The sequence below is a fragment of the Zunongwangia mangrovi genome (assembly GCF_900112105.1).
In the GTDB taxonomy this organism is placed as follows: Bacteria; Bacteroidota; Bacteroidia; order Flavobacteriales; family Flavobacteriaceae; genus Zunongwangia; species Zunongwangia mangrovi.
Genome location: NZ_FOKV01000010.1, coordinates 32,382 through 57,703, shown reverse-complemented (window position 1 = coordinate 57,703; position 25,322 = coordinate 32,382). Strand labels below are relative to the sequence as shown.

Sequence of the window (25,322 nt, the reverse complement as noted above, 5' to 3'; positions counted from 1 at the left end):
TTATAACATACACTCCATCCTATGTCAAAAGACATTCGAATTAAAAGAGGACTTACTCTACGATTAAAAGGGGAGGCGGAAAAACAAATAGTTGAGGCCCCAAGGTCCAAGACCTATGCGATTAAACCTCCAGATTTTCACTCAGTTGTTCCTAAAATGGTTCTTAAAGAAGGAGCCAAAGTATTAGCAGGAGACGAAATTTTCTTTTCTAAGTATACAGAAGAGGTAAGATTTACTTCACCGGTTAGCGGAACCCTGAAAGAAATTAAAAGAGCTGAAAAGCGCCGAATAGTTGAGGTGATTATCGAAGCCGATGCTACAGATTCTTACAAAGATTTTGGAAAACTTAATGCAGCGACCGCTCCGGCTGAAGCTGTTAAAGAAAAGATCCTTGCAAGTGGTTGCGGTGCTTTTATCATGCAACGTCCTTACGACATTGTTGCAGATCCAAAAGATACACCAAAGGCAATTTTTATCTCTGCCGTAACTACAGCACCTTTAGCTGCAGATTTGGGCTTTGTACTTAAAGACAAAGTAAAATCTTTCCAGGAAGGGATCTATGCTTTACAAAAACTTACACCAGGGAAAATTCATCTTTCTGTAGATGATTCTTCTTATCCTGTTCTTAAGGATATCGAAGGTGTAGAGTTGCATAAAGTTAGTGGGCCACATCCTGCCGGTAACGTAGGTGTTCAAATCCATGAGATCGATCCTGTAAATGCAGGTGAGCGCGTTTGGGTTGTAGGTGCAGATCATGTTCCTGTGATTGGTGATTTATTTTTAACTGGTTATTTTCAGCCAAAGAAAATAGTAGCAGTTGCAGGTAGCGAAGCTCAGGAAAGAAAATATTATGATGTAATTATTGGAGCGAATTCTGCAGATCTTATTGGTAATCAAATCCCAGATGACGTTCGTATCATTTCTGGTGATGTGCTAACAGGAGATCAGATTTCTAATAATCACTATTTAGGGTTTTATCATAATACATTAACCTTAATTCCTGAAGGTAACAATTACAGAATGTTTGGATGGTTGCCTTTTACGTATAATAATATCCACTCTAATTCGAAAACATCACTATCCTGGTTGTTTCCGAAGAGAAAATACGAGCCAACTACGAACCTTCATGGTGAAGAACGTGCTTTAGTGGTAACAGGAGAAATGGAAGAAGTTTTTCCAATGGATATCTATCCAATGCAGTTACTAAAAGCATGCATGGCCGGGGATCTCGAGAAGATGGAGAATTTAGGGATCTACGAAGTAGCTCCTGAGGATTTTGCATTGATAGATTATGTAAACACTTCTAAACTAGAAGCTCAGGAAATCATACGTCTTGGTTTAGATCTAATGATTACTGAGGTAGGATAAAAAGTTTAATTATGGAATGGATAAGACAACGATTAGATAAATTTAAAGAGCCTTTTGGTAAAGGGAAAAAACTTGAAAAGTATGCTCCTGCCATCAATGCTCTTGATACTTTTTTGTTTACACCTAATCACACCACTAAAACTGGTGCGCACATTCGTGATGGTGTAGATCTTAAAAGAACAATGATTACAGTAGTGTTAGCACTAATCCCAGCCTTGATCTTTGGTATGTGGAATGGTGGTTACCAGTACTTACATCAATTACCAGAATATGCAGATGGTGTTCCTTTTATGGATGCCTTTATAGAAGGAGCTATTAAGATCGTTCCTATGATCGTAGTTTCTTATGCTATTGGTCTTGGAATTGAATTTGCTTTTGCAATTTTTAGAGGTCACGAAGTAAACGAAGGTTACCTGGTAACTGGTTTACTTATTCCTATGGTAATGCCAATTGATATTCCGCTTTGGATGGTTGGTGTTTCTGTAGTATTCTCTGTTATTATAGGGAAAGAAGCTTTTGGAGGTACAGGAATGAACATTCTTAACCCGGCTTTAACAGCACGTGCATTTGCATTCTTTGCATATCCAACTTATATGTCTGGTAACACAGTTTGGGTTCATAATGCTTCTGAAATTGATGGAGTATCAGGAGAAACGATTCTTGGTAAATTAGCATCAGGAACAGAAGTGCCTTATAACACTATGGATATGTTCTCTGGTTTAATTCCGGGATCGATCTCAGAAACCTCTACTATATGTATTCTTGCTGGTGCTTTACTTTTAATACTTACTAAAGTAGGTAGCTGGAGAATTATCGTAAGTGGATTTGCAGGAGCAGCAGTAATGGCATTAATTTTTAACTCTCTTCCATCTTTAGGAATAGAGGGTAACGATCTTACAAACTTCCCTTGGTATAATCACCTTGTAATTGGTGGTCTTGCTTTTGGTGTTGTGTTTATGGCAACAGATCCTGTTTCTGCCGCACAAACCATGAAAGGAAAGTGGATCTATGGATTCCTAATTGGATTCTTTGCAATTATGATTAGAATCTTTAACCCTGCTTATCCAGAAGGAATTATGTTAGCTATCTTATTGATGAACGTTTTTGCTCCGGTAATCGATCACTATGTGGTCCAGGGTAATGTGAAGAAGAGAAAGAAAAGATTAGCTACAGTTAAAGAAGTGAAAACAGCTTAGTTATGGAAGAGAAAACAGTAAATAAAACAAATACAAACGGCTATACTTTTATTTTCGCTATTATTATGGTGTTAGTTGTAGCCAGTGTACTTGCTTTTACAGCGACATCGCTAAAGCCTTTACAAAACGAGAATGTTCGTAATGAAAAAATGCAGAATATTCTTGCTACAGTAGGTATAGAAACAAGTAGAGATAGCGCACAGGCATTGTACGATCAGTATATTACAGAAACAGTTTCTTTAACAGAAGATGGATCTGTTGATGAATCTGTTGATGCTTTCGAGGTAGATCTTACCAAAGAATTACGTAGACCGGTAGAAGAGCAAATCTATCCTTTATATATTGCAGATATTGAAGGTTCTAAATATTACATTATTCCTCTTAGAGGAAAAGGACTTTGGGATGCAATCTGGGGTTATATTTCTTTAAAAGATGATGTAAATACGGTTAAAGGAGCTGTATTTGATCACAAAGGTGAAACACCAGGTCTAGGAGCCGAAATTACACAGGCATGGTTTCAGGAACGTTTTGCAGATGAAAAAATCTTTGACGAAAACGGGAATCTTGTAGGAGTGTCTGTTGTAAAAGGAAGTAAGGGAGATGCTAATAAAGATGATAATCAGGTAGACGCCATTTCTGGTGCAACGATTACTGGTAACGGTGTGTCTGATATGATTTCTGAAAGATTAAAGCATTATCTTCCTTATTTCAAGCAACAAACAGACGTAAAAGTAGCAACTAAGTAATTATGAAGACAGATAACACAAAAACTTCTACAGATTCAGCTAAAGCAGCTGCTGAGAAGAAAAAAGATGAAATGATTCTGTTCCTGTCAAGTTCAGAAGAGAAAGAACATTTTCTGTCTAAGAATAACAGGAAATTATTATCAGATCCATTCGACGACAATAACCCAATTACCGTACAGGTATTAGGTATTTGTTCTGCATTAGCGATTACTGTACAGTTAAGACCTGCATTAGTAATGTCTATTGCTGTAATTGCAGTAGTTGCTTTTTCTAACGTGATTGTTTCTTTAATTAGAAATTTGATTCCAAACCGAATTAGAATTATTGTACAGCTTGTAGTTGTTGCATCACTTGTAATATTGGTGGATCAGATACTTAAAGCTTATTCGTATGATGTTAGTAAGCAGCTCTCGGTTTTCGTAGGGCTTATTATTACCAACTGTATCGTAATGGGACGTCTAGAAGCCTTTGCATTAGGGAATGGCGTTTACAAATCGTTTCTAGATGGTATAGGAAACGGTGCTGGTTATGGTTTTATCCTAATTGTAGTAGCTTTCTTTAGAGAACTATTAGGATCTGGAAAGTTATTTGGATATGAAGTTTTAGGTCATAAAGCACCAACTTTAGCAGATTCTACAGGTCTTTATGCTTTAGGGTATGAAAATAACGGTTTGATGTTGCTATCGCCAATGGCTCTTATTATAGTAGGAATCATTATTTGGGTACAACGTTCTAGAAACCGTAAACTAATCGAAGAATAAATCAACAGCGAATTATCTTATTATGGAATATTTAAATTTATTTGTTAGAAGTATTTTCATAGAAAATATGATTTTTGCCTACTTCTTAGGAATGTGTTCCTATTTAGCAGTGTCAAAAACAGTGAACACCGCTGTTGGTCTTGGTGCGGCAGTAATATTTGTACTTACCGTAACTGTACCAATCAACTTTCTATTAGATCAATATTTATTAAGCCCTGGTGCTCTTCAATGGTTGAGTCCAGAATATGCTGATGTAGACCTTAGTTTCTTAAGTTTTATCATGTTTATTGCGGTAATCGCTTCTATGGTACAACTTGTAGAAATGATCGTTGAAAAATTTGCTCCTGCTCTTTATGGTGCTCTAGGTATTTTCCTTCCACTTATCGCGGTAAACTGTGCGATCTTAGGAGGATCTTTATTTATGCAACAAAAGAACTTTGGAGGAATAGGCGAAGCAGTAACTTACGGTTTTGGTAGTGGTATTGGATGGTTTTTAGCCATCATCGCTATTGCAGCAATTAGAGAAAAAATTACCTACTCTAACGTACCTGCACCATTAAAAGGTCTTGGGATTACATTTATCATCACAGGATTAATGGCGATAGGATTTATGAGTTTTATGGGAATTAAATTATAAAAGAAAAACAACAACAATGACAGTTATAATTGCAAGTATAGTTGTATTCTTAATTTTGATCCTTCTTTTGGTTTCTATCCTTTTAGGAGCTAAAGCGAAGTTAATCCCTTCGGGACCGGTTAAGATTAATGTAAATGGAGAAAAAGACCTTGAAGTAAGTTCTGGAGGAACACTGCTAGGTACTTTAGGTTCAGAAAAACTTTTCCTTCCTTCTGCTTGTGGTGGAGGTGGTACCTGCATCCAGTGTAAGTGTATCGTATCTGAAGGTGGAGGATCACTGTTACCTACAGAAGAGCCACATTTTACGCGTAAAGAAATCGCTGATGGTTGGAGACTTGGATGCCAGGTGAAAGTAAAGCAGGATATGAAAATTCAGATTCCTGAAGAAGTATTTGGTATTAAAAAATGGGAAGCTACCGTTGTTAGAAATTATAACGTAGCCTCTTTTATTAAGGAATTTGTGGTAGAAATTCCTGAAGATATGGATTACAAAGCAGGAGGATATATTCAGATCGAAATTCCAAAATGTGAAGTACCATATAAAGATATTGATATTACAGCTCACCCAGAAGAGCATGAAACTCCAGATAAGTTTCAGGCAGAGTGGGATAAGTTTGGTCTATGGCCATTAGTAATGAAAAATAATGAAACTGTAGAGCGTGCTTACTCTATGGCTTCTTATCCTGCAGAAGGACGAGAAATCATGCTTAACGTACGTATTGCTACGCCGCCATGGGATAGAGGTAAGAACGGTTGGATGGATGTGAATCCTGGTATTGCTTCATCTTACATCTTCTCTAGAAAGAAAGGTGATAAAGTAACCATTTCTGGCCCTTATGGAGAGTTCTTTATCAACGAAAGTGACGCAGAGATGCTTTATGTTGGTGGTGGAGCCGGTATGGCGCCAATGCGTTCTCACTTGTACCACCTTTTCCGTACTGTAAAAACAGGAAGAAAAGTTACTTATTGGTATGGAGGCCGTTCTAAAAGAGAGCTTTTCTATACAGAGCACTTTAGAGCATTAGAAAGAGATTTCCCTAACTTTAAATTCTATCTTGCACTTTCTGAACCTTTAGAAGAGGATAACTGGAAAGTAAAAGACGGTATTGATGGTGAAGGAGATGGTTTTGTTGGCTTTATTCATCAGGTTGTAATTGATAACTATTTAAGTCATCATGATGAGCCAGAGGATATAGAGTTCTATTTCTGTGGACCACCACTAATGAACAAAGCGGTAGAGAAAATGACTGAAGATTTTGGAGTACCTCGTGAGAATGTAAGATTCGATGATTTTGGAGGATAATTCAAAATTTAAAAATAATACTAAGCCGACTTATATAAGTCGGCTTTTTTTGTGTTCTTTTTCTAGCGTTTAAGTCTTCTATTTGTAATTTTGCAGCATGGCAAACGAGTTAACAAAACAGGAGCTTCACAACCTTGCAATGAATGTGGTAGGCGAAGATTTAGAAAAAAATGGCTATGAGTTTTTAGGGGTAAACAGTAGTATAAAAGCAAATCCGCAATTTGTAGCATTGAAAAATAAAAAACTTCATTTTGTGGTGGTTCGTGCTATAAGTTATCCTATGGATCCAAAAGTTATGGATAGAATTTATATGGAAACTATGAAGCAGCACGCTACTAAGTTTAAAGCTAGAACTTTTTATGCCGGGGTTGGTATCGCGAATGCTAAAGATTATGAATTACCAGTAACTCACGAAGAAAATTATATTATTAATTACGATGGCTGGCAGGAAATTTAAATACACCATATCAATATTCGTTGTTTTATGCGCTTCTTTTTTTATTGGCTGCGAAGGCAATGAATTCGAAGAAAAAAATTATGCCGGTGAGGCTTTGGGCACTTCTTATCATATTAAAATCTTCACAGGAAAGGACGATTTACAGGTAGAAAAGGCTTTGGATAGTATTTTCGATGTGATAAATCAGTCAATGAGTACTTATTGGGAGAATTCCGATATCTCTTTAATCAATAAAGGAGTAGATTCAGTAAAAATCGACAGTCATTTTAAACGAGTTTTCCAAGCTTCTGGTAAAATATATCAAGAAACCGAAGGTTATTTTGATCCTACGGTAGGGAATTTAGTAAATGCATATGGTTTTGGACCAGATAGTCATTTAGATGCCTTGGATGATAAAACCATCGATTCTTTACTGCAATATGTAGGTTTTGATAAGTTGAAGCTGAATTCAGAATCTGAAATTGTAAAAGAAGACCCAAAAATTTATCTTGATTTTAATGCAATCGCTAAAGGGTATACGATCGATGTTATAGCTGAATATTTTGAAAGTAGGGGAGTGCAAAATTATTTGATTGAATTAGGTGGAGAATTAGTAAGCAAAGGCGAGCATATCACAAAACAGAAGCCTTTTATTGTCGCTATAGATGATCCATTGCAGGAAGAAGGAGAAAGGACTTTTCAGGCTACGTTGAAGCTTAAAAATAGAGGTATGGCAACCTCAGGGAACTATCGAAAATTCAGAATAGATTCGGTTACCGGCGAACGTTATGTACATACCATAAATCCGCTTACTGGTAAGCCAGAAAGAAGCAATTTGCTAAGTGCATCTGTTCTTGCTGAAAGTTGTATGCTTGCCGATGGATATGCTACTGCATTTATGGCTTTAGGGCTAGATAAGGCTAAAGAATTATCATCGAAATTGGATAATATCGAGGTTTATTTTATTTATGCTGAAAATGATTCAACTAAAGTTTATACCTCTGAAGGATTTCAGGAAGTTTTAATTAGTGAGTAATTGCTGGTTTTCGCTTCAAGCTTCAATATTAGATATTCTGAAGCAGAAATTTTAAAATTTTAGTTGATCAAAATTCAGGTTTATGGCAAACCGGAATAATTTCACCTTTGGCAAGTCGGAATTTATCAACCTGTTCAGCAGAAAGTTCTGAAGTAAAGTTGACTTCTTCAACGTCAAAACCAATGTTTCTTAATTTATCAAAGTAATCTCTTCCGTAAACACGAACGTGGTCATATTGGCCAAAAATTTGGGCTCTCTCTTTTGGATCTGTGATACTGTCATCTTCGAAAGTAGTGGCGCGATCTAACTCCTGCGGAATTTGTAAAATAGCCGTTCCTCCAGGTTTAAGCACACGCAAAATTTCCTGCATGGCTTTAGTATCATCTGGAATATGCTCTAAAACATGATTGCACAGAATAAAATCAAACTCGTTATCCTTAAAAGGAAGATTACAGATGTCTGCTTTTACGTCAGCTAAGGGCGAATTAAGATCTGTTGTAGTATAATCGAGATTATCTAATTGTCTGAAACGTTTGTAAAAAGCCTGCTCTGGCGCAAAATGAAGCACTTTGATATTTGCCTCAAAAAGGCTTGTTTTTTGCTTCAAATAAAGCCATAATAAGCGATGACGTTCTAAAGAAAGCGTCGATGGAGATAAAACATTTTCCCGCTGATTCTCATACCCATAAGGTAAAAACTTTTTAAAGCTTTTACCATCTATAGGATCCGTATAGGTGCTGCCTTTAAGTGTTAAGACCAAAAATGGCTTAACAAAATAACTAAGACGTATTAATAACGGTCTTGGTACTGTATTGAGAATCTTTTTAAAAAGCCTTTTCATTTAAGTATATCTTTCCGGAGCCAAAGATATTCAAATTAAATGCTTTCAACAGGAAATTATCTCGAATGTCTATACTTCGATATCTCCCCAGTTCTCACCAGATTTAATTCGGTAAAGCTGCATTTCTGAAACTCCAAATTGTTTCGCAAGAACACGAATTCTTGTTTTTCTATTTGGGTCCAGTAATTTCTTTTTAAGGATTACCGCCTGTGCATAGGTTAATTTAGAATAAGAAGTAACCTTTCTAAGTTTACGTTTTTTCTTGTTCTCTTTAACGCTAGGGCTGTTGTATTGATGTGCAACCCATTCGTCTTTGGTTGCCCATGCAATATTTTCTACGCGGTTATCGTCTTTCTTAAAGTTCTTGTGAATTACATACTTATCTCCTTCTTTTTTGTCCAGAAAAAGTTCTGCAACAATACGGTGTATGTAATACGTCTTGGACTTTCCAGACTTTAATTTCACAGCGAAATTAAGGTAGCCTCCAACCCGGCCGCCACGCATTAATTCGCCTTCTTCTTTGTTTTTTAGGAAGCTTACCAGTCTACCGTAATTAGATACTTTGTAGACAAAACGGTCTTCCCATTCTTCTTTGTGTAGGGTTTTCCAAACCTCTCCTCTGAAATTTTTAATCATAGGTTTTTGCTCTAAATTCGTCTTCTTCGTTACTTTCTATGCCTAAAGCTTCATAGATATAACTGAAGGTGGACAACAGCTCCGGTTTGCCGTCGATTAAGGCTACATCGTGTTCAAAATGAGCACTTGGTTTGTTATCTGCAGTTAGAATCGTCCAGCCATCGGGAAGCTGTTTAATACGACGTGTACCCAAATTCGTCATGGGTTCTATCGCAACTACCATTCCTTCTACAAATTTCTTTCCTCGACCTTTTCTGCCATAATTAGGCATTTCTGGGTCTTCGTGCATTTTAGCGCCAAGGCCGTGACCAACAAGCTCACGAACAACTCCGTAACCATGGTCTTCAGTAAATTTCTGAATAGCATAGCCAACATCACCGACACGATTGCCGGCTTTGAATTCTCTTATTCCTACATAAAGTGATTCTTTGGTAACCTCCAGGAGTTTTTGTGTTTCTGGGGCGACTTCTCCTACAGCGAAGGTATAAGCATGATCTCCGTAGAAACCATTTTTTAAAGCACCACAATCAATAGAAATAATATCACCTTCAACAAGGGGCTTATCGTTAGGAATCCCGTGCACTACCTGTGCATTTGGACTCATACATAAGGAATTTGGAAAATCGTACATTCCTAAAAATCCTGGATGGGCGCCATGATCTCTAATAAATTCTTCTGCCATTTTATCCAGCTGAAGTGTAGAAATACCAGGCTTAACTTCTTTGGCCAGCATCCCCAGGGTTTTCGATACGATTTGTGCACTTTCCCTAATTAATTCAATCTGTTCCCTTGTTTTAGGTATAATCATTAGTGTTAATCTTTATAGTCTACCGAAAAATCGGTTTTTCTTTTTTTTAATTTGCTTTGAGTGCTTGCTCCCTGTCTTTTGAGAAATCATTTGGTAGATTTCTCCCCATCCTAACATACCGCCAATATTACGGTCGTCAATAAAAATATCGGCCAAAATCTTACGACTAAGGCTTTCATCAAACTTTTCTTCAGGGTAGCTTTTATTTACAGCATAGAAATTTATGCCATTTTTTTTGCAAAATGTTACGGCCTCTTCTAAACGAGTGCCTTTGCGGTAAGTCCATAGAATAAGGTTATGCCCATCTTCTTGTAGCTTTTTTAATGTTTCAAAAGCAAACAAAAGGGGCTTACCTATTTCTGGGTACTTATTTTCTACAATAGTACCGTCAAAATCTATCGCTATTGTTAGTGTAGGGGACATAACGTTCAGCAAAAATAAATGAATAGCAGTTAACTACCCGTTTTCAAACACTTATTTATTTACTCGGCGTACGAGTTTTTGTACTTTTTACCACTTACTATTTTAGCAATATCTTCTTCAAGACTTTCTTGCGCAAATTCTACAAAACGGTTTACTTCTTTACCGTCTTTGTAAAAAATGATAGTAGGTACACGATCTAGGTTTACTTCGTCTTCGTACTTTTCTGGTGTAGATTTGCTATAGTCTACTGCGATAGCCGTAAGCTTATCTTGATCGTAACCGGTCTCATCTAATATTTTAAAGAAACGTGGTGTTTCTCTTTTACTATCGCCACACCAGGTACCCATAAAGATCTTAATTTCGTAATCATTAATGTTTTCCTTGATGGTTTCCATAGCTTCAGCCTTTGGTTCAAATTTTTCGTACCTGGACTCAAACCAGGAAGCATAAGGCTGCTGCTGCAGGTCTTCTTTTTTGAATTTACCTAATAGCATACTTTGTTGCACTTCTGCTACAGATGCCTCGTTATTGCTTTCTTTAGAAGTATTTACGGTGCCGCACCCTAAAAGTACGGAAACCATAAAGGGAATTAGTTTTGTCATTTTTTTTAGCGTCTTGCTTTTAATTAAACAAGGGAATCCTGCGTCATTAATTCAGGCTTCTCGATTCCCATCAATTTTAAAATAGTTGGTGCAATATCGCCCAATTTACCACTTTTTATTTCTTTAATGTCTTTATCTAAAAGAATTAATGGAACTGGGTTCGTAGTATGCGCTGTATTTGGAGATCCGTCTTCGTTGATCATCGTTTCACTATTTCCATGATCTGCAATCACAATTACAGAATAATCATTATCCATAGCAGTAGTACATACATCTTTTGCACATTCATCTACAGTTTCACATGCTTTTACAGCGGCTTCAAAAACACCTGTGTGTCCAACCATGTCTGGATTCGCGAAATTTAAGCAAATAAAATCAGCCGATTTTTTATTTAATTCAGGAACAATCTTATCTCTAATTTCGTAAGCACTCATCTCTGGCTGTAGGTCGTAGGTAGCTACTTTTGGAGAATTACACATAATCCTTTTTTCTCCTTTAAATGGTTCTTCACGACCACCAGAGAAGAAGAAAGTAACGTGCGGATATTTCTCAGTTTCAGCAATTCTGATCTGCTTTTTACCAACAAACTCCAGTACTTCACCTAATGTACTTTTTATGTTTTCTTTTTTAAAGATCACATTTACGTTTTTAAAGCTATCATCATACTTGGTTAGCGTCACATAATATAAAGGCATTTTCTTCATATCATATTCAGCAAAGTCATCCTGACTTAGAGCCTGGGTTAACTGTCTACCACGATCTGTTCTAAAATTAAAGAAAATTACAACATCTTTTTCCTGAAGTTTAGCAACAGGCGTGCCATCTTCTTTTGTAATAACGATTGGCTTTATAAATTCGTCTGTAACTTCATCGTCATAACTATCTTGTACAGCTTGTACGGGATCCTGAGTTTCTTTTCCTTCTCCCTTAACGATTAGGTCGTAAGCTTGTTCTACACGTTCCCATCTTTTATCACGATCCATGGCATAATAACGGCCAATAATAGATGCTAATTCTCCATTAGTTTCTTTAAGGTGTTGTTGTATCTCTTCTACAAAACCTTTTCCAGAGCGAGGATCTACATCTCGGCCATCTGTAAAAGCGTGTAGATATTTATTTTCAATGCCGTAATCTTCAGCAGCGGTTAAAAGACCTTTAAGGTGTTTAATATGAGAGTGTACACCACCATCACTTAAAAGTCCCATAAAATGGATTGGCTTATCATTTTTCTTAGCATACTCAAAAGCTTCGCGTAATGCGGGCTCTTCAATTAAAGTTTTATTTTCTACAGCCTGATTGATCTTTACAAGATCCTGATAAACCACACGACCAGCTCCAAGATTCATGTGACCAACTTCACTATTTCCCATTTGCCCTTCTGGTAAACCAACGTTCATTCCATCAGTTCTTAATTGAGCGTGAGGATATTTTTTAGAAATTTCGTCTACAAATGGAGTGTTCGCTTTTGCGACAGCAGAAACATCTTCGTTTTGAGTAAGTCCCCAACCGTCTAATATCATTAATAATACCTTCTTGTTCATTGTAATGGTGTAAATTTTGGATAAAGATAAAAACAAATTAAAAGTTGCTAAATGCTGCAACCTTAATGTTTTATTAAAGTTATTCACTTTTTGGAGATTAAAATTGAGATCTTAAAATATTTTTCAACGAAAACGATTTAAAACCTTAAAAAATAATTTTGTCAATTTTTTTTAACATATCGGGATTATAAAATTTAACATTTTATGGATCGGTTTATGTAATAACATAGGTCAATCAGCGTTCATGAAATAGTATGATGCTTATTGTTAAATTAGATTTAACAGCTTAGATTTCAAATAATTATTATGAAAATTGTGTAAGCATGTTATTTTTTGTATGTTGGCAAAAATTTTAGATAAAATTAACAAAACAAACCCCAAAATGACGAAACGATTAATGGCTGTAGCGGTAGTTTTAATGTTTTCAACTGCCTTTTCGGGATCTACTGCAACTTCTGAAATTAAAATTAAAAAAGACCAAAAATTATTAGCTGAATTAGATAATTTCGAGATTAAAAAAACTGAACTTACTTTTGAAGATAAGGTAGGTATGTTATATGATACTTTTAAAGATAAAAATGAAAGTATGCCTAAACTTGTTGCTTTTCAAAATGCAATGAAAGGCTATTACAAGTTAGAAGATGAAGGTAAAGTAAAAAATAAGTTGCTTACGATCATTGATTTTGATCTTTCTTCTAAGCTAAAAAGATTTTGGGTTTTAGATATGGAAAATCAGGATGTGCTTTTTAATACTTATACATCGCATGGTAAAAATTCTGGTTGGGAATTTGCTAAAACTTTCTCTAATGCTGTAAATAGTCATAAAAGTAGTTTAGGTTTTTATGTGACCGGTGAGACTTATTATGGTAAAAACGGTCTTTCTCTTTTTATTGATGGAATGGAGAAAAAATTTAATAGCAACGCAAGAAAACGTTATGTTGTTATTCACGGTTCAGATTATGTGACCGAGAGATTTGTGAATAGTAGAGGTAGAGCTGGTCGCAGTTATGGTTGTCCTGCAGTGCCTAGAAAGATTTCTAGAGAGATCATTAATACGATTAAAGGAAATTCTGTGGTTTATATTAATAAAAGTTCTCAGGACTACTTATCCAATAGTACATTTTTAAATCAAAAGGCTTAATAATAAGCTTTACATTATAAAAAACTAGGGCTGAAATTGTACAATTTCAGCCCTAGTTTTTTCTTAATATTAATTATGCCCTAACATCAGAGTATTCTGAATAACGCTCGAACATTACCTCTGCAAATGGGCAAAGTGGTTCGATCTTCAAGTCTTTTTCTCTCGCATATTTAACAGTTTCAGCCACTAGTTTGGTTGCTTTTCCCTGTCCTTCATATTGGCGTTTTACTTCTGTATGGTCTATAGTTATAAGTCCGTTTCCAGATTTTGTATAGGTAAGTTCAGCAATGATTCCTTTCTCACCTTCCATATAAAACATGCCCATGCGGTCGTTTTCCTTGTGTTTAATAGGGCTTTCCATATCTTTTATTTTAGGATACCATCAACAATGCCGTAGTCTAAAGATTCCTGCGCATCCATCCAGTAATCACGGTTAAAGTCTTTCATCACTTTTTCTGCAGTTTGTCCGCAGTTTTCAGCAAGGATCTTCGCGCTAAGTTCTTTAGTTTTTAAGATCTCTGTAGCCTGAATTTCGATATTTGAAGCCTGACCTCTCGCACCACCAGAAGGTTGATGTATCATTACTTTAGCATGAGGTTGTATAAATCGTCTTCCTTTTTTTCCTGCAGAAAGTAAAATAGATCCCATAGATGCTGCAAGACCGGTGCAAATAGTAGAAACCGGCGCTTCTATGGCCTGTATCGTATCGTAAATTGCAAAACCATCTGTAACATAACCACCCGGGCTATTGATATAAAGCTGAATTTCTTCTTTTCCTTTCAAATCAAGATAAAGTAAACGATCTATCACGTGTTTGGCCGATTTATCGTCTACCGGTCCCCACATAAATATTTTACGTTCCTCTAAAAATTTAGCGTCTATTTTATCCTGAATTTTTCCTGGCTTATCTTTCATTATGCTTTCTTTTCAAAAAATTATTATCACATAAAAATATGATTAATTTTGAAGAAAAATAAAATTTGGAGCTTTCATTTAACAGGATTTTAAAGGAAGAAATTGATATTATAATTCCGCTTATCCAGCAACTGGCTATAATGCCTATTCCTGCTGAAGTTTTAAAAGAACGATTCACAGAAATGTTTTCGCAAAATTACACATGCTATGGCGTTTTTGATAGCGATCGAATTATTGGAGTTTTTGGTTTATGGGAGATGACCAGGCATTATGCCGGTAAAATGTACGAAGCAGATCATATTGTTATTGCTGAAGAATACCGCGGAAAAGGAGTAGGGAAGCAATTATTTGCTTTTATTGATGAGTTGGCTAAAAAGAATAATGCAGCTACGGTTGAATTAAATACGTATGTAGAAAATTTTAAATCGCATAAGTTTTACATGAACGAAGGTTATGTGATACGTGGTTATCATTTTCAGAAAAAATATTGAAAAATATTTGGAGAGATAGACAAATCTAATTTATCTTTGCCACCGCTTTAGGCGGGAGTAGCTCAGTTGGTAGAGCGTCAGCCTTCCAAGCTGAATGTCGCCGGTTCGAACCCGGTCTCCCGCTCTAGAACAACCCTGTTGGAAAATCCGGCAGGGTTTTGTTTTTATAAGCTCATTTTAGTAATTTTTGAGCTACATTTTTTGGGTGTAAAAAATAAAGCCTCGCATTGCGAGGCTTTTTAATTTCCTAAATTAGTATTTATTACGGCCATTACTTTAGGAAAAGTTTTTTATTGGCACCGCCAAAGATATCATATCCCGACGCTTGCCTGGAAATTAAAAATTTGTTTCCAAAGAATGCCTCGAAGGCTTGCCTCTAGGTAGTTTACTATAAATTCTCGGCAGGGCAACCACATGTTAAGGATATCAGAAGTGAACGCAAAAATATGATGAAAGAAGTAACAGCGATCACCCCAACCGAAAATTAACCTATTAACTAACAACCAAAATCATTTGCATAGGCACTAATCAAACAATTTTTAATTAAGAAGCCAGTAACCTGGCTAATGTACTATTAGAAACAACATTCATTGCTGTTGGATATTCTACATTAATAATTTCGATATCAGAATCTTTTAAAAAAGGAATAATATTAAATGCATTTTTCCTTTTACACTTCATCGTTCTACCGTCTGATGGTAGGTATGCATGCGTTATTTTTTGTCCTTCTACGAAGTTATTGAACGCATTCCTGGTACCTCCAAAAAATATATCTATGGTAATTGAATTGATGATGTCCCGATATTTATTTTCAAGAGCGATCATTGCTTCATTAAATGCTTCAGATTTTAATTCTTCCAGATGATCATCTTTTGAATAAAAAAGAAGCTCTGTGATTGATGATGAAAGTGATGCTCCATAAACCAAAACAATATTGGTCTTTTGCTCGCAATCATCTAGCGCACGCTTTAAAAGCGTTAGAGAATTCACAGAGAAATCTGTCGGAACTAAAATCTTTCTCATAGCAATTTGTTTCTAACAAACTTATCTTATGCTTGTTAGAAACCTATTAATACAAGATTAGAATACCATTAGAATTTAAAGTGCGATGGGAATTTTAATTTCGATCACGGTTCCTTCAGTTTTAGAAGATGTTGCCACAACATTACCCTTATGCATATTAATTACATTGCGGGTTAAAGGAAGTCCGATTCCGTAGCCGTGAAAATTTTCAGTATTACTTCCTCTAAAAAATGGATCGAAGATATAAGGCAGGTCGTTTTCCGGGATGCCTATTCCTTTATCTTTTACAACAATAATCACATCCTTATCTGATGCTGCTAGTGCGAAATTCACTTTTTCGTTCTTAGAATATTTGCAGGCATTCATCACTACATTAGAGATCGCAAGGTGTAGTAATTGGGCGTTCCCGTTAATGGATAATTTCTCTGGATTTTCAGGTAAAAGATCAAAATCTAGGTGAATATGTGCATCAGGATAAATTTTTTCGACCGTTTCTTTAACATCAATTACCAGTTCGTCAATGCGCAAGCTTGTAAATGTTTGTGCTTTGCCATCATAACCTGTTTGGGCTAAAAAAAGTAGTGCTTTGGTCTTTTTATCAAGTTTGCCGGCTTCTTCTAATATGTTCTTAAGTGATGAAACATATTCTTCGTTAGATCTTTCTTTCGCAAGCGTTACATCTGCTTCCCCAATAATCGAAGTTAGTGGTGTATTAAGTTCGTGAGAGGCATTACTGATAAAGTTCTTTTGGGTTTCAAAGGAAGTTTCCAGCCTGTTTAGCATATTATTAAAGGTAGAAGTAAGGCTACGAAGTTCTTCATTATCTTCTGGTTCTCTAAGTCGAAAATTGAGGTTTTCTGTACTAATTTTTTTCATGTCCTCAATAATAATCTGTAGCGGTAGCAATACCCTTCTTGAAAAGAACCATGCAATAAATACTATAATTAAAATAGAAATTAAAAGTGCAATGAATAATAAGTTCCTCAAATAAACAATATGGTGAGTGTTATAATAGTTTTCTGCGGAAACGATCACTAAATAATCTCTGCCACGGTTATGATATTTTATACCTGAATAAAATGTATTCTTCTCTTTGTAATAAGCACGTTCTAATTCTTCGATATCTTCTAAAAAAGAGATCGGAATGGCTAAGCTTGATTGTGAATGAATATCGAAACGTTGCAAATCGATGATCGTGATCTTTTCGTTAGGTAATTCTTCCAGGAAATCCTGACGAATTTCTTTAACGGCATTGATGTCCTGGTCGTCCTCCAATTCGATTTTAGCCATAGTGATGGCGCGAATCTCCAGTCGTTTGTAAAAATCTGTATACGAATAATCACTAATAGAAAAATAAATAAACCCGCTAAAAACAAGAATGTAAGCGAGAAATATTGAAGTAAGAAAAAGAATAATTTTATTCTGCGTTTTCATCGTCTTCTTTTAAAACATATCCCATCCCGATTACAGTATGGATAAGTCTTTCGTTATTTTCTTTTTCTAATTTTTTCCGAAGATAATTCACGTAAACATCTACGACGTTAGTCCCAATATCATAGTTTACACCCCAAACATTTTCAAGTAATTCTGTTCTGGAAATTACTCTTCCCGGCGCTTTCAAGAAGGCGAGTAGCAGTTTATATTCCGTAGAGGTTAAAGCAATTTTTTTGCCGTTACGTGTAACAGTTTTGGCAGAATCATTAAGTTTAATATCTGCAAATCTATAACTGTCGTCTGGTGCGTTCGAGTTGAAATTACGTGATCTACGCAGTAAACTTTTAACTCTGGCAATAAGTTCTATGAATTTAAAGGGTTTTGCCAGGTAATCATCAGCGCCACTGTTTAGTCCCATCGCAATATTTTCAGAACTGCCCAGGGCTGTTAAAAATAGGATAGGAACCTGCTGATTTTCCTCTCTTACTGCTTTGCAGATCTCCATGCCATTCATTTCAGGCAACATAATATCGAGAATAAGCAGATCGAATTTGTTAGACGAGGCCATTTGATAGCCTTCTTTTCCGTTTAAAGCAATACTTACCTCAAAACCTTCTTCAGTAAGACCCTTATTGATGAAGGCGCAAACTTTGGTGTCATCTTCAACAAGTAATATTTTGGCGTTTTTTGTATCCATAATAATTCTAGATAGGCCTAAAATAACAAGAAATTAATCAATAAACAGGAAAAATGAGTTAATAAAAAAGCGGCTATAAAAAGCCGCTTTTGATATAATGAATGAATAACTTTTGCTTAGCCGTTCATGCTAATAAGAAATTCTTCGTTGTTATTCGTCTGCTTAATTTTTTGCTGAATAAATTCCATTGCTTCAACAGGATTCATATCGGCAAGATATTTACGCATTATCCACATACGTTGGATAGTTGTTTCATCTAAAAGAAGATCATCACGACGCGTACTTGAAGAAATAAGGTCGATCGCCGGGAATACTCTACGGTTAGAAATTCTACGATCTAACTGAAGCTCCATGTTACCGGTTCCTTTAAATTCTTCAAAGATTACCTCGTCCATTTTAGAACCAGTATCGGTTAATGCTGTTGCAATGATAGAAAGTGATCCACCACCTTCGATATTACGGGCAGCACCAAAGAAACGTTTTGGTTTGTGTAGCGCATTAGCATCTACACCACCACTTAATACCTTACCACTGGCAGGTTGTACGGTGTTGTAGGCTCTTGCAAGACGAGTTATCGAATCTAATAAGATCACTACATCGTGCCCGCATTCTACGAGACGTTTAGCTTTTTCTAAAACAATATTTGCAACTCTTACGTGCTCGTGCGCTTCTTTATCGAAAGTAGAAGCAACAACTTCACCTTGTACGTTACGTTGCATATCGGTAACTTCTTCTGGACGTTCGTCGATAAGAAGTATGATTTGATAAACTTCTGGATGGTTTGCAGCAATGGCGTTAGCAATGTCTTTTAATAACATTGTTTTACCAGTTTTAGGCTGCGAAACGATCATACCACGTTGTCCTTTTCCGATAGGAGAAAATAGATCCATCACTCGTGTAGAAATAGAACTTTCTTTATCTGCGATGTTAAATTTCTCTTTTGGGAAGAGCGGAGTAAGATGCTCGAAAGAAACACGGTCTCGTACTACCTGTGGATCAAGACCATTAATTTTATTGATCTTGATTAAAGGGAAATATTTTTCGCCCTCTTTTGGAGGTCTAATTTGCCCTAGTACTGTATCACCGGTTTTTAATCCAAATAAACGAATTTGAGACTGTGATACATAAATATCGTCTGGAGAAGTAAGGTAATTATAATCTGAAGATCTAAGGAAACCGTAGTTATCCTGCATAATATCAAGTACACCTTCACTTTCTATAATTGCATCAAACTCATAATCTGGCTCGCGGTAGCGGTTGCGATTGTCGCGGTTACCGTGATTTTTATGATTATTGTTGTTGCTATTATTATCGCTGCGATTGTCCTTCTTGTTGTTATTGTTTCTGGAATCTTTACGATTGTTGTTTCGATTATTCGATCTGGATGAATTATCCTCGCTTTTGTTAGATTCCTTCTCCTTTTTAGGAGCTTTATTTTCTGGCTTAGGAGTGTTGTCCTGGCTTTCCTTTTTAGGAATGTCCTTTTTTACTTCTGAAGTTGATTCTTCGGTTTTCTTAGGTCTGCCTGGTTTTTTGTCACTACCAATTTTCTTTCTTGGTCTTTTTGGCTTATCCTCGGTTTTTTTCTCTTCGGCCTTTTCTTCTTGCAAAGCTTCTTTCGTCTTCGTAGGATTAGCAGCCTGATAATCTAAGATTTGATAAACTAGATCTAATTTTTTAAGACTTCTAAACTTTGGGACGTTTAGGGATTTGGCAATCTCCTGAAGCTCAGGTAGCTTTTTAGCTTTTAATTCAGAAATTTCAAACATGAATAGTCAAGAATAAATTTGTTTGGATTGATTGTATAGACTTCTTTTTGGAAGAATAGAAAAATAAATTTTTTGGAGTCATAAGTAACCTGTAAAGAACCGGTTACGAAATGTGTATGCAATTATACAACTTTATTTAGAAAAATAGCTGTTTTTTCTAAAAACTTTATTTTATTTTTGTCGGCAGATTTAAGACAATATGCTTCAAAGAATACAGACAGTTTATTTACTCATAGCAGCAATAGTAAGCCTTGGGCTTATATTTGTATTTGCTTTGTGGCAAACTGAAGAAGGTAGCGCAGTTTACGCTTTAGATCAATTAACGGTGTTTATCATGTTTATTGCATCTGGATTATTATCTTTGATCAGTATTTTTATGTTTAAGAATAGAAAGCTTCAATTTGTATTGGGGCGTATCAATATCATATTAAACTTTTTTTTACTAGGAGTGTTTGTTTATTGGTCACTAAGTTTACCCGGAGAAATGAATATTTCAGAGAAGGGTATTGGGATGTTTCTTCCTATCATTTCTATCGTTTTTCTAGTTCTGGCGAATAAAGCCATTAAAAAGGACGAAGATCTTGTAAAATCTGTAGACCGATTACGATAAGCCTATCATCTTAGTAGTATTAGTGCGTTAAAAACCCGAAGTGAAGACTTCGGGTTTTTTTATTAGCACCGCCAAAGGCTATAATATCCTGAAGTAGTTTGCTGATCATTTTCAAATAAATTCTAGATTATTACCAAGTCAAAATTCGATCTTTTCAAGCTAAATTATTTAAAACTTAAGCTCAAACCGCCTTCCTGGACTGCCTACAGTGACTGTTAATTTTACGTCGCAATAACCGACTGCTTACTGAAGCTGCCAACTCAATACCTAAAACTATTTCCCTGCCAGTTCAATAACTTCCAGGTCTTTAATGTCTTCACCATCGATTACAAATCTTAGCATAGTTCGTTGTTTATGCCAACCGTGTTTTCCCGCAGCACCGGGATTCATGTGTAGTAAACCTAAATCTTTATCCATCATTACTTTTAAAATATGTGAATGGCCACAAATAAATAATTTAGGCGGATTTTGCCGAATTTCATCTCTTACCGCCGGATTATATTTCTTAGGATAGCCACCAATATGTGTGATCCAAACATCTACACCTTCGCACATCCAGCGCTGGTTTAGAGGAAATTCCTTTCTAATTTCAGCATTATCGATATTTCCAAAAACAGCGATCAGGGGTTTTCCTGTAGCTTTTAGTTTATCGGTTACCTCTATAGTTCCAATATCGCCGGCATGCCAAATCTCGTCGGCTTGTTCAGCATAATGGATAATTCTATCGTCGATATAAGAATGTGTATCACTTAATAATAATATCTTTTTCAAAGCAGAATTGTTTTCAGGTTAAAGCTTTTGCTTAAGTTCGATTTAGCAGAATAAATGCCTTATCTTTGTGCGCTGCAAAATTAGAAAATTCAGTTTAGCTTTGAGGTATTTTATAGATTTAGCCTATTTGGGTACTGCTTATCATGGCTGGCAAATTCAGCCAGATGCTGTTAGTGTTCAGCAGGTACTTCAGGAGGCGCTTTCAAAAATTCTTCAGCAAAATATAGAAGTAGTAGGAGCGGGCAGGACAGATGCCGGTGTGCATGCCAAACAATTGTATGCGCATTTTGATGCCAAGATGAAATTCGATGAAAAAACACTTCAATTTAAACTGAATTCATTTTTACCAAAAGATATTTCGATTCAGCAACTATTTAAGGTTCAGCCAGAGGCACATGCGCGTTTTGATGCGTCTAGCCGAAGTTACGAATATCATATTGTAAATTCTAAAGACCCATTTAAGATCGATTTGGCGTACTATCTTTTAAAGCAACCGGATATCGAAAAAATGAATCGCGCAGCGGCTATGTTGAAAGATTACACTAATTTTAAGTGCTTTTCAAAAAGCCGAACCGATGTAAAAACGTATAATTGCAGCATTACTGAAGCTTTTTGGGAACAAACTGAAGACGAACTTATATTCCATATTTCAGCAAATCGTTTTTTGCGAAATATGGTGAGAGCGATCGTTGGAACCTTGCTGGATATTGGTCTTGGTAAAAATTCGGTTGAATTTTTGAAAGAAATCCTTAAAAGCGAAGACAGAAGTATGGCGGGAACTTCGGTTCCGGCGCATGGTTTATATTTAACCAAAATAGAATACCCTAAAACAGCACTTTTTGATGGCCTCTAAGACAGGAAATGCATTTGATTTTGATCTTTTTAAGCGCCTGCTTAAATATACAAATCCCTATAAATTAACTTTTTACTTTGTAGCTATAACGGCTATTTTATTGTCGTTTTTTGCTGTTGCAAGACCTTATTTATTACAGGTAACTATAGACGATTCTATCACACCAAAAGATAACGGAAACCTTATTTTCTACGTTTCTTTAATGATAGGTTTTCTTATTTTAGAAGTGACTTCGCAGTTTTTCTTTATCTACTTTGCAAACCTGTTAGGACAAAATGTTGTTCGAGATCTGCGGGTAAATTTATTTAAGCATATGCTTCAGTTTAAGATGAAGTATTATGATAAATCTGCTGTGGGGCGATTGGTAACTCGTGCGGTTAGTGATATCGAAACGATTTCAAGTATTTTTAGCCAGGGACTTTTTATGATCATTAGTGATCTTTTAAAAATGATCGTGGTACTAGGTTTTATGTTTTATAAAAGCTGGCAATTAACCTTATTGGTTATAACGGTGTTGCCATTTATTATTTACGCCACCAGGGTTTTTCAGAAAAAAATGAAAATTGCTTTTGAAGAAGTGAGAACCCAGGTAGCCGATCTTAATACTTTTGTGCAAGAACGAATTACTGGGATGAAGATCGTTCAGCTTTTTAATCGTGAGAAAGCCGAATATCAGAATTTTAAAAATATCAACGATAAACATCGAAAAGCATGGGTAAGAACTGTTTGGTATAACTCTATTTTCTTTCCTATTGCTGAAATGTCTACTTCGATCACCGTTGGTCTAATCGTGTGGTTTGGTGGTTTGCAGGCAGTAAATGATAATCCAAATATCACCCTTGGTGTTATTATCGCTTTTATTGAATTATCGCAGATGTTGTTTAGACCATTGCGTCAAATTGCCGATAAATTCAATACGTTGCAGATGGGAATGGTTGCCGCAAATCGTGTTTTTGGGATTTTAGATACCGATTCTACGATTACAGATGAAGGTGAAAAAGAGCTTCAATCTATTAAAGGAGATATCGAATTTAATAAAGTTCGTTTTAGTTATGTAGAGGGAGAAGAAGTTTTACGTGGTGTAAACTTTACGGCAAAAGCAGGTGAAACGATCGCCATTGTTGGAGCAACAGGAGCTGGAAAATCTACCATTATTAATCTGCTGAACAGATTTTACGAGATCGACAGCGGAACAATTTCTGTAGATGGTATCGATATTAAAGATGTTACTTTAAGATCGCTGCGTTCTGAAATTGCTGTGGTGCTTCAGAATGTGTTTTTATTTGCCGATACGATAATGCATAATATCAAATTAGATAATCCAGATATTACTGAAGACGATGTGATCACGGCTGCTAAACAAATCGGGATACACGATTTTATAAGTTCGTTACCAAACGGCTATCATTATAATGTAAAAGAACGTGGTGTGATGTTAAGTTCTGGGCAACGCCAGTTAATCTCGTTCTTAAGAGCCTATGTAAGTAATCCTAGTATTTTGGTACTGGATGAAGCAACATCTTCTGTAGATACTTACAGTGAACAGCTTATCCAGGAGGCTACAGATAAAATTACCAAAGGAAGAACCTCGATCGTTATTGCGCATCGATTGGCTACCATTAAAAAAGCCGATAAGATCATGGTAATGGACAGTGGTGAAATCGTAGAAATGGGAACGCATGACGAATTATTACTGAAAGATAATGGTCATTATCGCAAGCTTTACGAAGTGCAGTTTATGGCTGAAGAATCTGCTTAAGTCGGTAGTTGAAAAATTTAATCTCGTTTTATCGAATCTTGCTAATATAAGCTTAGTCTTTTTTAAACTGAATGTTGAAAAGCTTTACCTGCACCCGTTGCAACGATTATTAACGCTGAAACTATCACAACTCCAAGTAAGAATTTGGCCTGCATTATCATTTATTCCGGGTAATTCTAAACTTTCAGGATAAAACTTTCTAAGAAAAAATATTTGAAAACCTGCAAGGGTAAGTCCGATCGTAAACTAACTAATTACATTCAGGTATCGTTTTCTTACGCCAGTGATATAACTATCTATAACTTTTTCTGGAGCTTTGAAAAGCGTGGTAAATGTCTTTAGAAAAGTATTGTCGATATTAAAAAAAATGGTGCTGAATTCTTCAAAAACCAGCTTTAGATCTAATCTCGAATCAATTTTTTTGCTCTGCAAGCATAGCAATACACATGTTCACTAGAAAGTGGAGCATGGCAGTTTTTACAAAAATAAGCTTCAGAATGTAAAATTTCGTTTTTCATAAAACCTCGAAAAAAAAAGTATAGACCTTTTTAGAAATTAGAACATAAATACTAGGTCGATTCGCTTTCCGTTTTTAGCGGCTTAAAAGTTTAGATAGGAGACTATAGAAATTAGACTTTTAAAGCTTCAATTTGAAAAAGAATTTCGTGTTCTCTTCTGATTTCTAATTGTCTGATTACAATTTTCTCAAATCTCAAATCTCAAATCCTTTATCTTAGGTCTTCTTTTAATCGCTCACGTAATTCAGTATTACTTTCAAACATGGTAAATTCTCCATCACGGATGTACGAAATTTGTCCTGTTTCTTCACTCACTACAAGTGCTAAAGCATCGGTTTTTTCAGTAATACCAACAGCAGCACGGTGTCTTAATCCAAATCTAAGCGGTATCGATCGATCGTTAGAAACTGGCAAAATAACTCTTGTGGCTGTTACTTTGTTTTCTTCGATCACCATGGCACCATCATGCAGCGGACTATTTTTGAAGAAAATCGACTCGATAATTGGCTGATTTAATTCAATATTCATCTCGTCACCACTGTTCTTTACAAAATCTAATTTGGTACTTCTTTGGATCACGATTAGCGCTCCCGTTTTAGTACGTCCCATAGATTCGCAAGCATCTACGATTACATCTACGTTAGTAGCACCATCATCAGAATCGTTACGAGTAAATTTTAAATTTCTGAAAAAACGCCCGTTATATGTAATATTTGCAGACCCGATCATTAAAAGAAATTTTCTTATTTCCTGCTGAAAAACCACAATTAGAGCAAACATTCCTACGCCTACAAACTGGTCTAAAACGCTACTTAAAAGTTCCATTTGAAGAAGCTGTGTAAGTCGCCACACCAAATAGATGATCACGATACCAATAAAGATATTTACCGCTACTGTGCCCCTTACCAGTTTATAAACATAGTACAAAAGCATTGCGATAAGAACAATATCGAGAATATCCAGGAAGCGAATACTTAAAATATCCAAATTTGCGAGGTTTTATGTAA

Annotated in this window: 28 protein-coding genes and 1 tRNA gene; 14 read left to right on the top strand and 15 right to left on the bottom strand. The window is 35.9% G+C overall.

The features are described from left to right. The first annotated feature begins 21 nt into the window (after nt 1–21). From BM201_RS16755 to BM201_RS16720, 8 genes are all read left to right on the top strand, one after another. Nucleotides 22–1,368 (top strand): Na(+)-translocating NADH-quinone reductase subunit A, encoded by a 1,347-nt coding sequence (locus tag BM201_RS16755; RefSeq protein ID WP_092544742.1) that lies wholly within the window; start codon nt 22–24, stop codon nt 1,366–1,368. Nucleotides 1,369–1,379: 11 nt separating this feature from the next. Continuing rightward, nucleotides 1,380–2,564 (top strand): NADH:ubiquinone reductase (Na(+)-transporting) subunit B, encoded by a 1,185-nt coding sequence (locus BM201_RS16750; RefSeq protein ID WP_092544740.1) that lies wholly within the window; start codon nt 1,380–1,382, stop codon nt 2,562–2,564. A 2-nt stretch (nt 2,565–2,566) separates the two neighbouring features. Further along, complete coding sequence (locus BM201_RS16745; RefSeq protein ID WP_092544738.1) at nt 2,567–3,310, top strand: Na(+)-translocating NADH-quinone reductase subunit C; 744 nt, start codon at nt 2,567–2,569, stop codon at nt 3,308–3,310. 2 nt (nt 3,311–3,312) lie between these two features. Next, on the top strand, nt 3,313–4,071 hold the full coding sequence (locus tag BM201_RS16740) for an NADH:ubiquinone reductase (Na(+)-transporting) subunit D (protein ID WP_092544735.1): 759 nt from the start codon (nt 3,313–3,315) through the stop codon (nt 4,069–4,071). 22 nt (nt 4,072–4,093) lie between these two features. Beyond that, nucleotides 4,094–4,708 carry an NADH:ubiquinone reductase (Na(+)-transporting) subunit E gene (gene nqrE, locus BM201_RS16735; protein ID WP_092544733.1) on the top strand — a complete coding sequence of 205 codons (615 nt, stop codon included), beginning with the start codon at nt 4,094–4,096 and terminating at the stop codon, nt 4,706–4,708. Nucleotides 4,709–4,724: 16 nt separating this feature from the next. Further along, a complete protein-coding gene (gene nqrF, locus BM201_RS16730) occupies nt 4,725–6,011 on the top strand; it encodes an NADH:ubiquinone reductase (Na(+)-transporting) subunit F (RefSeq protein ID WP_092544731.1) in 1,287 nt (428 codons plus the stop codon). A gap of 97 nt (nt 6,012–6,108) precedes the next feature. Continuing rightward, nucleotides 6,109–6,468, top strand: a complete 360-nt coding sequence (locus tag BM201_RS16725) for a Na(+)-translocating NADH-quinone reductase subunit F (protein ID WP_092544729.1) — start codon at nt 6,109–6,111, stop codon at nt 6,466–6,468. Continuing rightward, a complete protein-coding gene (locus BM201_RS16720) occupies nt 6,449–7,483 on the top strand; it encodes an FAD:protein FMN transferase (RefSeq protein WP_092544727.1) in 1,035 nt (344 codons plus the stop codon). Before BM201_RS16725 ends, BM201_RS16720 begins: the two co-directional genes overlap by 20 nt. A 67-nt stretch (nt 7,484–7,550) precedes the next feature. Here the strand turns inward: BM201_RS16720 and BM201_RS16715 are convergent, their stop codons facing one another. From BM201_RS16715 to gpmI, 6 genes are all read right to left on the bottom strand, one after another. Then, nucleotides 7,551–8,324 (bottom strand): class I SAM-dependent methyltransferase, encoded by a 774-nt coding sequence (locus BM201_RS16715; RefSeq protein ID WP_092544725.1) that lies wholly within the window; start codon nt 8,322–8,324, stop codon nt 7,551–7,553. A 69-nt stretch (nt 8,325–8,393) separates the two neighbouring features. Then, nucleotides 8,394–8,960 (bottom strand): HNH endonuclease, encoded by a 567-nt coding sequence (locus BM201_RS16710; RefSeq protein ID WP_092544723.1) that lies wholly within the window; start codon nt 8,958–8,960, stop codon nt 8,394–8,396. Beyond that, nucleotides 8,953–9,768 carry a type I methionyl aminopeptidase gene (gene map, locus BM201_RS16705; protein ID WP_092544721.1) on the bottom strand — a complete coding sequence of 272 codons (816 nt, stop codon included), beginning with the start codon at nt 9,766–9,768 and terminating at the stop codon, nt 8,953–8,955. Before map ends, BM201_RS16710 begins: the two co-directional genes overlap by 8 nt. Before the next feature lie 12 nt (nt 9,769–9,780). Beyond that, nucleotides 9,781–10,191 (bottom strand): BT0820 family HAD-type phosphatase, encoded by a 411-nt coding sequence (locus tag BM201_RS16700; RefSeq protein WP_092544719.1) that lies wholly within the window; start codon nt 10,189–10,191, stop codon nt 9,781–9,783. Between the two features lie 59 nt (nt 10,192–10,250). After that, the gene (locus tag BM201_RS16695; protein ID WP_092544717.1) at nt 10,251–10,793 is read right to left on the bottom strand and encodes a thioredoxin family protein; all 543 of its coding nucleotides are present in this window, start codon (nt 10,791–10,793) and stop codon (nt 10,251–10,253) included. Between the two features lie 23 nt (nt 10,794–10,816). Beyond that, the gene (gpmI, locus tag BM201_RS16690) at nt 10,817–12,334 is read right to left on the bottom strand and encodes a 2,3-bisphosphoglycerate-independent phosphoglycerate mutase (protein WP_092544715.1); all 1,518 of its coding nucleotides are present in this window, start codon (nt 12,332–12,334) and stop codon (nt 10,817–10,819) included. A 382-nt stretch (nt 12,335–12,716) separates the two neighbouring features. Here gpmI and BM201_RS16685 point away from each other — a divergent pair, with 382 nt between their 5' ends. Then, nucleotides 12,717–13,475: a murein L,D-transpeptidase catalytic domain family protein gene (locus BM201_RS16685; protein ID WP_245758684.1), complete on the top strand. Its 759-nt coding sequence runs from the start codon at nt 12,717–12,719 to the stop codon at nt 13,473–13,475. A 73-nt stretch (nt 13,476–13,548) separates the two neighbouring features. Here BM201_RS16685 and BM201_RS16680 read toward each other — a convergent pair whose 3' ends face one another. Continuing rightward, nucleotides 13,549–13,836 (bottom strand): GNAT family N-acetyltransferase, encoded by a 288-nt coding sequence (locus BM201_RS16680; protein WP_245758683.1) that lies wholly within the window; start codon nt 13,834–13,836, stop codon nt 13,549–13,551. 5 nt (nt 13,837–13,841) lie between these two features. Beyond that, nucleotides 13,842–14,390 carry a ClpP family protease gene (locus tag BM201_RS16675; protein WP_092544711.1) on the bottom strand — a complete coding sequence of 183 codons (549 nt, stop codon included), beginning with the start codon at nt 14,388–14,390 and terminating at the stop codon, nt 13,842–13,844. 65 nt (nt 14,391–14,455) lie between these two features. Here BM201_RS16675 and BM201_RS16670 point away from each other — a divergent pair, with 65 nt between their 5' ends. Both BM201_RS16670 and BM201_RS16665 read left to right on the top strand, forming a co-directional pair. After that, a complete protein-coding gene (locus BM201_RS16670; protein WP_092544709.1) occupies nt 14,456–14,881 on the top strand; it encodes a GNAT family N-acetyltransferase in 426 nt (141 codons plus the stop codon). 51 nt (nt 14,882–14,932) lie between these two features. Next, a tRNA-Gly gene (locus tag BM201_RS16665) sits at nt 14,933–15,005 on the top strand. Nucleotides 15,006–15,424: 419 nt separating this feature from the next. Here the strand turns inward: BM201_RS16665 and BM201_RS16660 are convergent. The 4 genes from BM201_RS16660 to rho form a co-directional block, all read right to left on the bottom strand. Next, nucleotides 15,425–15,904, bottom strand: coding sequence for a hypothetical protein (locus BM201_RS16660; RefSeq protein ID WP_092544707.1), 480 nt, complete (start codon nt 15,902–15,904; stop codon nt 15,425–15,427). A 75-nt stretch (nt 15,905–15,979) separates the two neighbouring features. After that, nucleotides 15,980–17,338, bottom strand: a complete 1,359-nt coding sequence (locus tag BM201_RS16655) for a HAMP domain-containing sensor histidine kinase (protein WP_092544705.1) — start codon at nt 17,336–17,338, stop codon at nt 15,980–15,982. After that, nucleotides 17,322–18,035: a response regulator transcription factor gene (locus tag BM201_RS16650; RefSeq protein ID WP_092544703.1), complete on the bottom strand. Its 714-nt coding sequence runs from the start codon at nt 18,033–18,035 to the stop codon at nt 17,322–17,324. The genes BM201_RS16655 and BM201_RS16650 overlap by 17 nt, the downstream gene beginning before the upstream one ends. Nucleotides 18,036–18,151: 116 nt before the next feature. Next, nucleotides 18,152–19,804, bottom strand: coding sequence for a transcription termination factor Rho (rho, locus tag BM201_RS16645; RefSeq protein ID WP_092544701.1), 1,653 nt, complete (start codon nt 19,802–19,804; stop codon nt 18,152–18,154). 199 nt (nt 19,805–20,003) lie between these two features. Here rho and BM201_RS16640 point away from each other — a divergent pair, with 199 nt between their 5' ends. After that, the gene (locus BM201_RS16640) at nt 20,004–20,414 is read left to right on the top strand and encodes a DUF4293 domain-containing protein (RefSeq protein WP_092544699.1); all 411 of its coding nucleotides are present in this window, start codon (nt 20,004–20,006) and stop codon (nt 20,412–20,414) included. A 273-nt stretch (nt 20,415–20,687) separates the two neighbouring features. Here the strand turns inward: BM201_RS16640 and BM201_RS16635 are convergent, their stop codons facing one another. After that, entirely contained in the window at nt 20,688–21,185 is a 498-nt protein-coding gene (locus BM201_RS16635; protein ID WP_092544697.1) for a metallophosphoesterase family protein, read from the bottom strand. Nucleotides 21,186–21,285: 100 nt separating this feature from the next. On the opposite strand from BM201_RS16635, the gene truA reads away from it, so the two are divergent. Both truA and BM201_RS16625 read left to right on the top strand, forming a co-directional pair. Next, a complete protein-coding gene (truA, locus tag BM201_RS16630) occupies nt 21,286–22,038 on the top strand; it encodes a tRNA pseudouridine(38-40) synthase TruA (protein WP_092544695.1) in 753 nt (250 codons plus the stop codon). Beyond that, the gene (locus BM201_RS16625; RefSeq protein ID WP_092544693.1) at nt 22,028–23,797 is read left to right on the top strand and encodes an ABC transporter ATP-binding protein; all 1,770 of its coding nucleotides are present in this window, start codon (nt 22,028–22,030) and stop codon (nt 23,795–23,797) included. The genes truA and BM201_RS16625 overlap by 11 nt, the downstream gene beginning before the upstream one ends. Before the next feature lie 246 nt (nt 23,798–24,043). Here the strand turns inward: BM201_RS16625 and BM201_RS18370 are convergent, their stop codons facing one another. Further along, nucleotides 24,044–24,229, bottom strand: a complete 186-nt coding sequence (locus tag BM201_RS18370) for a DUF3667 domain-containing protein (RefSeq protein ID WP_175487073.1) — start codon at nt 24,227–24,229, stop codon at nt 24,044–24,046. A 296-nt stretch (nt 24,230–24,525) separates the two neighbouring features. Then, the gene (gene cdaA / locus BM201_RS16615; protein WP_092544689.1) at nt 24,526–25,302 is read right to left on the bottom strand and encodes a diadenylate cyclase CdaA; all 777 of its coding nucleotides are present in this window, start codon (nt 25,300–25,302) and stop codon (nt 24,526–24,528) included. Nucleotides 25,303–25,322 lie beyond the last annotated feature (20 nt).